The organism is Microbacterium sp. MYb64, from assembly GCF_002979495.1.
GTDB classification, from domain to species: Bacteria; Actinomycetota; Actinomycetes; order Actinomycetales; family Microbacteriaceae; genus Microbacterium; species Microbacterium azadirachtae_A.
Window position 1 is genome coordinate 35,877 of sequence record NZ_PCOW01000018.1, and the last position, 11,229, is coordinate 47,105.

9 protein-coding genes are annotated in these 11,229 nt (G+C 72.5%); all 9 read right to left on the reverse strand.

Annotated features, from left to right (window positions below; translation table 11 throughout):
• Positions 1–12: 12 nt before the first annotated feature.
• Entirely contained in the window at positions 13–300 is a 288-nt protein-coding gene (locus tag CQ044_RS14770) for a WXG100 family type VII secretion target (protein ID WP_052674178.1), read from the reverse strand.
• Positions 301–414: 114 nt separating this feature from the next.
• Complete coding sequence (locus tag CQ044_RS14775) at positions 415–1,161, reverse strand: hypothetical protein (protein ID WP_045271907.1); 747 nt, start codon at positions 1,159–1,161, stop codon at positions 415–417.
• Complete coding sequence (locus CQ044_RS14780) at positions 1,158–2,879, reverse strand: serine/threonine-protein kinase (RefSeq protein WP_105689167.1); 1,722 nt, start codon at positions 2,877–2,879, stop codon at positions 1,158–1,160. Before CQ044_RS14780 ends, CQ044_RS14775 begins: the two co-directional genes overlap by 4 nt.
• A complete protein-coding gene (locus CQ044_RS14785; protein ID WP_105689168.1) occupies positions 2,876–4,282 on the reverse strand; it encodes an FHA domain-containing protein in 1,407 nt (468 codons plus the stop codon). The genes CQ044_RS14780 and CQ044_RS14785 overlap by 4 nt, the downstream gene beginning before the upstream one ends.
• Entirely contained in the window at positions 4,282–5,121 is an 840-nt protein-coding gene (locus CQ044_RS14790) for a PP2C family serine/threonine-protein phosphatase (RefSeq protein WP_052680175.1), read from the reverse strand. Before CQ044_RS14790 ends, CQ044_RS14785 begins: the two co-directional genes overlap by 1 nt.
• Positions 5,118–6,422, reverse strand: a complete 1,305-nt coding sequence (locus CQ044_RS14795; protein ID WP_105689169.1) for an RDD family protein — start codon at positions 6,420–6,422, stop codon at positions 5,118–5,120. Before CQ044_RS14795 ends, CQ044_RS14790 begins: the two co-directional genes overlap by 4 nt.
• Positions 6,419–8,923, reverse strand: a complete 2,505-nt coding sequence (locus tag CQ044_RS14800) for a transglutaminase family protein (RefSeq protein ID WP_105689170.1) — start codon at positions 8,921–8,923, stop codon at positions 6,419–6,421. The genes CQ044_RS14795 and CQ044_RS14800 overlap by 4 nt, the downstream gene beginning before the upstream one ends.
• The gene (locus tag CQ044_RS14805; RefSeq protein WP_105689171.1) at positions 8,920–10,188 is read right to left on the reverse strand and encodes a DUF58 domain-containing protein; all 1,269 of its coding nucleotides are present in this window, start codon (positions 10,186–10,188) and stop codon (positions 8,920–8,922) included. Before CQ044_RS14805 ends, CQ044_RS14800 begins: the two co-directional genes overlap by 4 nt.
• 37 nt (positions 10,189–10,225) lie before the next feature.
• Positions 10,226–11,197, reverse strand: a complete 972-nt coding sequence (locus tag CQ044_RS14810) for a MoxR family ATPase (protein ID WP_105689172.1) — start codon at positions 11,195–11,197, stop codon at positions 10,226–10,228.
• Positions 11,198–11,229: the final 32 nt, after the last annotated feature.

An 11,229-nucleotide genomic window follows, 5' to 3' on the forward strand; every position in this document is an offset into this window, starting at 1 on the left:
TGCGGTGCGGTGTCAGCCGCCGGCGAGCTGCGTGTCCAGATCCTGGATCGCACGCATCATGCCCAGCAGCGACTCCGACATGTCATTGATGCCGTCCACGGCCTGCTTCAGACCCGTGGTCAGCTCCCCATACCCCTCACCGAACTTCCCCGACGCATGCTGCGTCTTGAAATCCTCACCCAGCAGGTTGTCCACCTGCCCCTTCAGAGTGTCCAACTGACCCTGAATATCATCACGAGCCTGCGACAACGACGACGCCACCTGCTCCATCTCCGCATAAGACGCACCGAAATCGGCCATCGTCAACACCTCCGGTAATCACTAGGACCGGACCACCCCGGCCCGACACAACGAACCTAACAACCCCCGCACGACCCCGTCGATGGGCAGCACTACCCATACCCCGGGGGCGCGTCACTCGGCGTCGGCGGGATCCGTCTCCCCGACATCGAGAAGTGTGAGATCCGCCTTCGCGACCAGGCGCGAGGCGATCACGTGCTCGACGAGGCGCGCGCGCCGATTCGTCGCGGAGCCGCCTGCGCCCCCGCGCATCCCCGGCACGCCGATCCGGTCGAACTTGTCGCAGACGTTGTCGAGCTTGCGGTTGAACCGCGTCACCGTCCACCCCAGGCGCGCCGCGGCGTCGGCACTGGACGGGATGGCGCTCATGCCGGTGCCGTCGCGGCGCAGCAGCGGCTCGGCGAGCGCGAGCAGCAGCTGCTTCTGGCTGAGCGTGAGCGGGACCTCGCCGATCGTGGAGTCGCCCTCGACCTCACGCTCGCGCCGGGTCTCCCGGAACGTGGGCTCGGAGGAGTGGATCGTGAACTCATACGTCGTCGGTCCCGCCGAGAACACGACGCTCGTGGTCGCGAACACGAGCGGGAGGCGCGCGCCGGGGGCGAGCCAGGCCTGCACACCGCCGGTCGCGTCCGTCACGGTCGCCTGCAGCCGCGCCCCGATGTTGGCCAGCCACCAGAGGCCGCCGGATTCGGCGATCTCCAGGAAGTGCCGGTGCAGGAACAGGTTGTCGTCGATCGAGAGGTCGCCCTCGCGCCCCACCACGAACCGGCCGCCGGGCTGGATCGGGAAGTACTCGCCCGCGAACTCGACCGTCACGCGTGCGCGCGACGGGTCCTGCGTGATCTCCGGATCCAGCGTCATGGCGTCGTGCACCCCCGGACAGGCGCCGAACCGGAACCGTTCTCGCGGCGCAGCACGACGTCGATGCACGTCTGCCCGCTTTGCGCGGGAATCGTGATCTCAGCCTTGTCGACCTTCGTCGTCTCGCCGTCCCCGGCGAGCGTGATGACCGTGACGAGGTAGGAATCGCGGTCCTGCGGCTTCGGGTTGCTCCAGGTGAAGTGCACGCCTCCGGCTCCGTCCGGCGCGCCCACCACGTCCTTCGGCGCCGCGGCCATGTCCCCGAGCGGATCCACGGGGTTCACCTCGGTGGACGGGCTGGGCTTCGGCAGCGCCCTGTTCGCGTTGAGCAGGTTCACGGTCACGATGGATCCGCCGATCAGGACGACGGCGACGACCGCGGCCACGAGGCCCCACAGCAAGCCCTTGCGGGACCCGCGTGCCGTCGGAGCTTCCGCCGACGCGTCCCCCACCGCGCCGGGAACCCCGGGCACGAGCGCCGGACCCGCGTCGTTCGTGACGGGGACGCCGGCGATCGGGCTGACCGTACGCGGAGCCCGCAGCATGGTCGGATCGTCGTCCCCCTGCTCCGGAGCGGGAGCAGGGACCGGCGCGCCGACGGCGGGTCCGGCCGCCGCCGTGGCGTCCTGCGGCACCCGGATCACGGTCTCGTCCGTGAGGGACGGGTCCACGGTCGGGACAGGAGGCAGAGCGGCGTCGAAACGCGGACCGGGAGCAGGCGCACCCGCCTGCGGCGGCATCGGGCTCGTCGTCGCCGACGGCCGGGTGGCGGTGTGGCCGGGATCGATGCTGACGACCTCGCGCACCCTGGTCAGACCGTCGTCGTCATCGTCGTGGTCCGGCTCGGGCTGGTGGTCGTCGACGATGTCGATCGGGGTGACCGAATGGCTCAGCTCGATCTGGATCTTCTGCAGCGCCCGCGCGAACGCCACCGCGCTGCCGAAGCGGTCGTCGGGGTTCTTCGCCATGCCCCGCTCGAGCAGGCGGCCCAGGCTCTCCGGGACGTCCGCACGGCCGAGCGGCGGAAGAGGCTCGGACTCGATGCGCGCGATGAGGTCGGCGCCGCTGTTGCGCTGGCCCGGCTTCTCGAACGGGCTGCGCCCCGTGAGCAGCGTGTAGAGCGTCGCGGCGAGCGCGTACACGTCGGAGCGCACACCGCCCTGCGGCGGGTCGCCGAACGACTCCGGCGGCGACCACGGGATCGACATGCCCGCGGCTTCGCTCACGGCGCCCGTGGTCGATGCGATTCCGAAGTCGGTCAGCGCCGGCCTGTTGTAGGCCGTCACCAGGATGTTCGCGGGCTTGATGTCGCGGTGCAGCACGCCGGCACGGTGTGCGGTCTCCACGGCTCCCGCCACCTGCACCCCGACGCGCAGCGCCTCGGCCACGCTGAACGGCTCCTTGCGGGCGCGCTGCTGCAGGTTCGGCCGCGGGCAGTACTCCATGACGAGGTACGGCCGCCCGTCAGCGGCGACACCGGTCTGGTAGATCGTGACGATGGCCGGATGCGTCGACAGCATCGCCATGACATTGGCCTCGTCCGCGAACTCCTGCGCGGCGCCCGACGCCAGCCGGTCGGCCAGCAGCACCTTCACGGCGACGCGGCGGCGCGGCTGCTGCTGCTCGTACAGGAAGACGTCGGCGAAGCCGCCGGTGCCGAGCGGCTCGACGTAGTCGAATCCGTCCAGCTGCGGCGGCGGAGACGGCGGCCGGCTCACGGCAGCTCCTCGAAGGCGACGGTGACGCCGTCGCCGAGATCGATCACGTCACCCGTGACCACGATCGTCTGCTCGCCGGGGTGCAGCCGCACAGGGTCGCTCCCCGGACGCAGCAGGGTGGACCCGTTCGTGGTGTGCAGATCGAGCACCACGACCGCGTCGGTCTCCGGCCGGATCTCGAGGTGGCTGCGGGAGATGTCCTGCTGCGGGCTGTCGACCGCCACGAGGTGCGGCAGCGTGGACCCGCTCGAGCGGGTCGCACGCGGCCGGCGGCCGATCACGACTGTGCGGTCGAGGGCCACGACCTGTCCCGAGGACAGCCGGATCCGCGGGCCCGCGGTGAGAACCGCCACCGCGGCGGGTTCTTCGGTGACGCCGGGCACCGAGGACACCGGAACGGCCGAGATCGGCGCAGGGGTATCCGCCTCCGCGACCTCGGACGGCAGGGCGGATGGCAGGTCGGTCGCGAGGCCGCCGCGCATCGCGCGGGCCTGGGCGAGGGAGATCGTGGCGCCGTCGTGGTCGCCGTCGTCGATCGGCTGCGCGACCGGAACCGCGGTCGGCGCCGGCGAGAGGTCGAGCGTATGTCCGCCGAGCGGGGCGGCGATCGTGTCGGCCGGCGGGAGGATGGTCTCGACCGGTGCCGGCGTGCTGAGCACGGTGTCGCCGACGTCGTCGAGGTCGTCGGAGGAGGGCACCGGATCCTGCGTCGTGGTGCCCGCGAGGGTCTCCAGGACGGGAGGAGCCGGCTCCGGCTCACTCTCGGGCTCGGGCTCGGGCTCGGGCTCGGGCTCGGGCTCCGGCTCCGGCTCGGCCTCGGGCTCCGGCTCGGCGTCGGGCGCCGGCTCGGCCTCGGGCGCCGACTCCGGGAGCGAGTCCTCGACGGGACCGGCCTCGAGGGGTTCGGCCGGCGGCGTCACGTCCTCGAACTCAGGGAGGGGATCCTCGACGGCCGGAGCGGAGGCGGCCGCACCGAGGGCGATGCTCGCGGCGCGGACGATGCCGGCGACGATCGGCAGGCTCGGATCCTCGCCGCCGTCCTCGACCCTGATCTCGACGCCGGTCATCCCGGGGACGAACCGCTCGCTCCAGGTGGTGACCTCGGCGCCGGTGATCTCGTGCTCGTCGTCGGCGGTGACCACCCGGGCGAGCACGCGCCCGCGCACGGCGATACGTGCGTTCTCGCCCTCCCGCACGACGGCGGCGAACGGCGGGATGGCCGAGAACGATCCGCCTCCGGCTGCGGTGAGCGCATCGACCACATCGGAGAATGCGACCTCGGAGGCTTCGATCCGCTCCCACAGCCGCTGCACGAGAGCGGTGCCGGAGTCGGGTGGCAGCGCCACCACGGCCTCAGAGCCGATCAGAGCGAACCAGGACCCTGCGCGGTAGACGGTGTTCATCAGCGCATCCCTCCCATGGCCTCGGCACGCGGTCGCGTGTCGGAGTCGATGTCCTCGTCGTCGATGCCGGTCGTGCCGTCGCTCCCCGGGCGGGTGCTGACGTGGATCGCGTCCACGACGACGGCCGTGACGTTGTCGCGCCCGCCGTGCTCGAGCGCGCGGTCGATCAGGCGATCGGCGGCGGTCTGCGGATCCTCGTGCACCGCGAGGAGGGTGCGGATCTCGTCGTCCTCCACCTCGCTGCTCAGCCCGTCCGAGCAGACCAGGATCCGGTCTCCGACGCGGGCGGGGATCATCCAGTAGTCCGCCTCCCCCGTGCTGCCGGCTCCGATCGCGCGCGTGATGATGTTGCGGCGGCGGTCCTTCACGGCGTCCGCGGCGCGCAGCTCGCCCGAGTCGATGAGCTCCTGCACGACGGAGTGGTCGACGGAGATCTGCTCCAGCACACCGCCGGAGAGGCGGTACGTGCGCGAGTCCCCGATGTTCACCGCGAGCCAGTACCCGACGCCGTCGACCGCCGCGATCGCGACGCCGCTGAGCGTGGTGCCCGCCTTCGCGACCCCGCCGTTCGCGAGCGAAGCGCCGGCGATCGCGTCCACCGCCGCACGCACGCGGGCCAGCGTGAAGCTCACGTCGTCGATCGTGAGCGCCGGGCGCCCGTGCAGGGCGGCGAAGCCCTCGATCACCGTGCCGCTGGCGACGTCGCCGGCCTGATGACCGCCCATGCCGTCGGCGACGAGGAACAGCGGCGCCTGAGCCAGGTGCGCATCCTCGTTCAGCGCGCGGCGCAGCCCGGTGTGCGTGGAGGCGCCCGCGCGGGCGACGATGGGTCCGATCACGCGTAGCCTCCCACGGTCACGATCCGGTCGCCGATCTCGATGGCGTCGCCCAGGCGGATCCGCACCCGCTCGCCGGGAGGGCACGCGATCCGCACGCCGTCGCGGACGATCGTCATGCCGTTGGTGGAGTGCCGATCCATGACCCAGCCGCCGGCGGCCTCGGCCGCGGCCTCGAAATGCGTCTTGGACAGGGAGAGCGTCTCGTCCCGCACGACCACCACGGTCGTCCCGGCCTCGGGTGCCGGATTGCGACCGAACAGCGTGCGCCCGGAGACCGTGGCGCGGGCGCCGTCGTCCCAGACGAACTGCAGGCGGTGCCCGGGGATCGAGATCCTGGTCTCCTCGAGGTCCTCGTCCTCGGCGGGCTGAGCCACCGCGGGGAGCGCCATCGCGGCGTCGACCGAGGCGGGCGGAGCCGCCGGCACCGGGGGGCGCGCGGGCGCCACGGTCTCCGGCCCGGACACCGGAACGGGCGCCGGGGCCGGCACCGACGGGCTGACCCCCGGGACGACCGTGATCATGGCGCCGTCGTGCGCGGCGTCGGCCGCGGCCTGCGCGGCGGGCGAGAGCACGGTCGCGTCATGCGGGTCGGCCTCGGCGGGAGCGACCGCTCCGGACGGGACGGATCCGTCGGCCTCCGGCACGGCCGTCGATGCGACGGCGGCACTCGGCGCCGGCGGCAGGGTGAAGCCGGTGTGCCCGTCCTGCGGGCCGACGGGTTCCGCCGACGGCGGGAACAGGGACCCGGGCTCCGATGCCGGGAACAGCCCGCCCTGCAGCGACGGCGCGGCGGGGACGGCCACGGGCGGCTGCGACATGACCGCGGGTGCCGGGGCCGTCGCACCGCGCGCGTCGCGCATGAGCGCTCCGGCGGCGCGGTCGTGCCAGCCCTGGAACCGTCCGGATCCGTCGAACAGCGGCGTGAAGTAGCCGACCACGATCGCGGCGCTCAGCCCGAACACGATGTTGCGCAGCAGGGCGCGTCCGAAGCCCAGCGGCGCCTCACTGCCCTCGCGCACGAGCCGGAGCTTCATGATGCGCATGCCGACCGAACCGCCGGATCCCTGGAGGACGCAGAACACGACGAACCAGACCAGGGCGATCGCGAACGTCAGGCCGACTCCCACGACCAGCCCTGCCGCCTTGGACGCCGCGTTCTCCGCGGTGAGTCCCGCCAGCGTCGTCGCCGCGGTCACGCCGTAGCCGACGAGGAGGATGAGCGCCATGATGGCGAGGTCGATCGCGCAGGCGATCGCGCGGCGCGCGAGGGGAGCGATGGGCCCCGCCGGGCTCATGGTCATGGGGTCTCGCTCTCGGATCCGGGGCGTGCGGTTCGGGTGCCGCCCGTCTTGGCTGCAGTGCTCTCGATCGTGCCAGTACCGCCGGTCGCGGCGCCAGAGCCGGTCCCGGGGCGCCGGATGCGCTCGGCCGCCGCATCGCGCAGGCCCTGCACGCCCGCGGACAGGCGCGACCCGCCCAGCAGCGAGCGCATGCTGAGGCGTGCGAGCATGCGTCGCCGCCAGCTCGCCTGGCTGCCGAGGCCCGCGACGATGCCGTCGACCTCGCGCCAGAATGCGTCCACGTCCTCCGTGGTCGGCTCGGTGGGGCCGAACACCTGCGCGTCGGCGTGGTCGGCGAGCGCCGTGACAGCCGGCACGGTGAGCGCGGTCGCGACCGTCTGCGCCTCCTCGGACCTGGTGCCACCTGCGGGGATCCGCGCTCCGTAGTCCACGGCCCGGTCGGTGAGCTCGTCCCAGCCGCCGCTGATACGGTCGGCTGCGAGCGCCGCCGCACGGCGCTTGCGCCGGCGGGCGGCCTTCCACGCGCCGATCACGATGAAGGGGGCCGCGAGGATCGCGAGCACGAGCAGCACGCTGCCGCCGATCGCGAGGATCGTGCCGATGATGTTCAGCAGGTTGTCCGGGCCGTCCTGGTTGCCTCGCTGATCCGGAACGCTCGGCGGCAGGTCCACCGGCTCCTGGGGCGGGGGCGGGGGCTGCAGCACCTGTGGCTTGGGCACGACCTTGGGCTTGGTGATCTGGTCCTGCGGGACCTTGTCCTTCGGCGGGGTCGGGTCGAACGCGACCCAGCCCGCCTTCTCGAAGTTCACCTCGACCCAGGCATGGAGGTTGTCGCCGTTGGCGGAGAACGTGCCCTTCTGGCCCTTGTCCGGGTAGAAGCCCATCACGACGCGGACCGGGATCCCGAGCGAGCGCGCCGCGAGCGCCATCGCGACGGCGTACTGCTCGTCGTCGCCGATCATCTGCTCTCCGCCGATGAGGGTGGAGATCCGCTCCTCGGTGTGGCCTGCGCGGCTCAGCGCCTCGCCGTCCAGGCCGTGGCTGAAGAACCCCTCCTCGGAGAACTTCTTCACCAGCGCCCGCACCTGGGCGATCGGGGTCTTCGCGTCCGCCACCGTGTCCGAGGCGAGCGCGTCGAGTCGCTCCGGCGCTTCCGCCTGCTTCGGTACGGAGACGGTGCCGAAGTCCAGACCCTCGAGCTCCTTGTCGGTCCAGGTCTTCGGCATCGTGGTGTCCACGGTGTACGAATCGCCCTTGCGCAGCTTCGAGGTGGCGACCGCGGTGCTCGTGGACTCGTTGTAATAGGTGCCGCGGCGGAGCGCATCGGCATCGGATCCGTCGAACGTGATCCTGCTCACCCGGCCGGCATCGGGCAGCCAGACGCCCGCGTACTGGTCCATCGTGAAGTCCAGCGTCGCCGGGGATCCGGTCGCGTCGGCCGACATGTTGTCCCGGATCGGGCTGAACGCGCCGGACGATCCGATGCCCTTGTCCGACACGTCGTACACGACGCCGTTGTACGCGTCCATGGTCCCGACCCGGATCCTGGCGCCCTCGGGCAGCCCCTTCACCGTGAACAGGGTGTCTTTGCGGTGGTCCTTCACGTACCCGCGGTACGACTGCAGCGGGCTGGCGTACTGGTGCACGTCGAACGGAGGCAGCACCACGTCGCGGAACACGTGCCGCGGTTCGGCGAGCGTGGTCGCAGCGGCGACGCCCGTGCCGGCGAGGCCGGCCGCGACGAGCACGGCGGTGCCGGCCAGGACGCGACGGCGGCGCAGTGCGGAGGAGCGGGATCCGTCGGCTGCGACGGACACGGCCGCATCGGCGGCCTCGCCGAGGCCGCGCAGCGCGAGCCACGCGACCGCCACGAGGGCGAACACGACGCCCTGGGCGATCGGGGCGGCCGGATCCGGCACGCCCATCGCGATCACGAGCATGAGGTGCACGGCCGCCGGGATGAGCGCCCACGCGACGCGGCGCAGACGCAGCGCCAGCGCGGCGGCGACGACGCTCGACACCAGGGCGGACAGGAACGGCACGAGGGCGTAGCCGTCGCCGACCGCGACGGGGGCGACCGTGGTGAGCATGGCCTTCCAGCTCGTGACCGCTCCGGCGGACAGCGCGCCGAGGGTCTCACCGGTCGGCACGATGCCGAAGAGCGTGGTCTGCGGCAGCGCGAGCGCTCCGCCGAAGAGGAAGTACGCGAGCAGCGTGAGCCCGGCCGTGGACAGGATGCCCCATCCTCGCCAGGCGCAGAGGAGGGCGATGCCGACGCCGAGGAGCACCCCGCCGATCGCGGCGGGCAGGTAGGAGCCGCCGGCGAACGAGGGCCACCAGCCCACGACGCCGACGCCGAGGAGCAGGACGACCGCGACGAGGTCGATGAGCACGCGCCGCGGGGAGAGCGGAGTGCGGGCGGGCTTCGACGCACGGGGCGCCCGGGGCGCCTTCGGGGCCTTGGCGGTGCGGCCGGGGCCGGCCTGCGCGGGCGCGGTCATGCGAGCACCTTCCCGAGGGCGAGCGGCAGCTGCTCGAGCGCCCCCACCGTGATCACGTCGGCCTCGCCGATGCGGCGCAGGGACGGCGCCTCGCCCAGGTCCGCGACGATCGCGAGCACCCGGGAGCCGAACGGGAGCCGGGCGCACGCGGCGCGCAGCTCCTCGGGAGAGGTGCGGCTGCCGCCGACCAGGACGACGACACTCGACAGCGGCATGTGCGCGGCGACCGTGCCGGCGAGAGTCGCCAGACCGCCCCCCTTGGCGCGGCCCTCCTCGACGCCGGCGAGGGAATCCAGCAGCTGCTTGCCCGTTCCGGACGGCAGCGCCCTGCCCTGCACGCGCAGATCGACGTGCTGCGAGTCGCGGATCGCGCGCAGGCCCACGGATCCGGCCAGCGAGATCGCCAGCTCGAACTCGTCAGGCTCCGCGTACTCGTTCGCGGCACGGCTCAGGCCGATCACGAAGTGGGAGCGGCGGGTCTCCTCGTACTGGCGCACCATGAGCACGCCGGTGCGCGCGGACGAGCGCCAGTGCACCCTGCGCAGGTCGTCACCGGGCTGGTACTCGTTCAGAGCGTGGAACGAGACGTCGTCGCGGGACAGATCCGACGCCGGCAGACCTTCGAGGTCGCGCAGGAACCCGAGCGACTGCCCGTCGAACACGATCGTGCGCGGGTGCACGAACAGGTCGATCGGGTCGTCGCGGCGGTGCGCGCGCTCGAAGAGCCCGAGCGGATCGCCGCGCACGACGCTGACCGGTCCGACCGAGACGACGCCGCGACGGTGGGTGGGGATCGCGAAGAGCTCCTCCGCCTCCTCACCCGGAGCGAGCCGCTTGATGCCGAACTCGCCGCGACCGGCGCCGACCGGCAGCACCACCCGGGAGGGCAGGATGGCCCTCGAGCCGCGATTGGCCAGGGTGAGCGCACCCACGGCGCGCTCCCCCACGACGACCCTGGTGCGGGCGAGGTCGAGGCTGACGTCGTAGGCGGTGCGCCCGATCAGGAACAGCGCGCACAGGATCAGCACGACGGCGATCACGACGGCGATCACGGCGACCTCGAGCCAGCCGAGCGGCAGGGCGATCACGAGGCACCCCAGGGCGATCGCGGCGAGCACCCATGCCAGGGGCCGCACGGCGGAGGCGATCAGGCGCAGCCGCGCGCCGATGCGCGCGAGCACCAGGGCGGCGATGTCGCGCCAGCCGGCCTCGCGGTCGGACCCGGCCGGACGGTCGGTGCCGCGCACCTGGGCGGTCGTGGTCATTCTCGTGCTCTCCGTCTTCCTGCGTTCCCTGAGGCGATCAGGCCGCGGTGCGCGCCTGCGGGGCCGCGACCTTCTCGACCACGCGGGCGATGACGGTCTCGGGAGTCGTGCCGGCGAACTCGGCCTCGGGATCGAGCAGCAGACGGTGCAGCCACACGGGGCGGGCGAGCGTCTTCACGTCGTCGGGCAGCACGTAGTGCCGCCCGTGCGCGGCCGCCCAGACCTTCGCGATGCGGACCATCGCGAGGGCGCCGCGCACCGAGACGCCGAGGCGGATCGCGGTGTCGGCACGGGTCGCCTCGACGAGCTCTGCGATGTAGCGCAGCACGGCAGGCTCCACGTGCACGGCCGCGGCGAGGTCGGCCATGTCGGCGACGGCGCTCGTGGTGATGACCGGCGTGAGCTTGGCGGAGGGATTGCGGTCGGCGGCGCCCGCGAGGATCGACGCGGTGACGTCGAGGTCGGGGTAGCCGATCGAGGTCTTGATCAGGAAGCGGTCGAGCTGCGCCTCCGGCAGCTTGTACGTGCCCGCCTGCTCGATCGGGTTCTGGGTGGCGATCACGAGGAACGGACGGCCAGCCTCGTGCGCGACGCCGTCCACCGTGACGCGCGATTCCTCCATGACCTCGAGCAGCGCCGACTGGGTCTTCGGCGAGGCGCGGTTGATCTCGTCGGCGAGCACGATCGAGGCGAACACCGGGCCGCGGTGGAACTCGAACGTGTGCGCGTTCTGGTCGTAGATCGTCACGCCCGTCACGTCGGACGGGAGCAGGTCCGGCGTGAACTGGATCCGCGAGCTGGTGCCCTGCACGGTCGCCGCGAGCGCCTTCGCGAGGCTCGTCTTGCCCGTACCAGGGGCGTCCTCGAGGAGCACATGCCCCTCGGCGAGCATCGAGGCGAGCACCAGGCTCACCACGTCGCGCTTGCCCTGCAGCGCGCGGTCGACGTTGTCGGTGAGGCGGGTGAAGGTGCCCTGGAACCAGGCCGCCTGTTCGGGGGTCATCGTCATCTCTTGTCGTTCCTCTGATCTGTGTTCGTCTG

Coding starts and splice junctions, on each gene's coding strand:
- CQ044_RS14770 (WP_052674178.1), bottom strand. CDS start 300: ATGGCCGATTTCGGTGCGTCTTATGCGGAGATGGAGCAGGTGGCGTCG.
- CQ044_RS14775 (WP_045271907.1), bottom strand. CDS start 1,161: ATGACGCTGGATCCGGAGATCACGCAGGACCCGTCGCGCGCACGCGTG.
- CQ044_RS14785 (WP_105689168.1), bottom strand. CDS start 4,282: ATGAACACCGTCTACCGCGCAGGGTCCTGGTTCGCTCTGATCGGCTCT.
- CQ044_RS14795 (WP_105689169.1), bottom strand. CDS start 6,422: ATGACCATGAGCCCGGCGGGGCCCATCGCTCCCCTCGCGCGCCGCGCG.
- CQ044_RS14800 (WP_105689170.1), bottom strand. CDS start 8,923: ATGACCGCGCCCGCGCAGGCCGGCCCCGGCCGCACCGCCAAGGCCCCG.
- CQ044_RS14805 (WP_105689171.1), bottom strand. CDS start 10,188: ATGACCACGACCGCCCAGGTGCGCGGCACCGACCGTCCGGCCGGGTCC.
- CQ044_RS14810 (WP_105689172.1), bottom strand. CDS start 11,197: ATGACGATGACCCCCGAACAGGCGGCCTGGTTCCAGGGCACCTTCACC.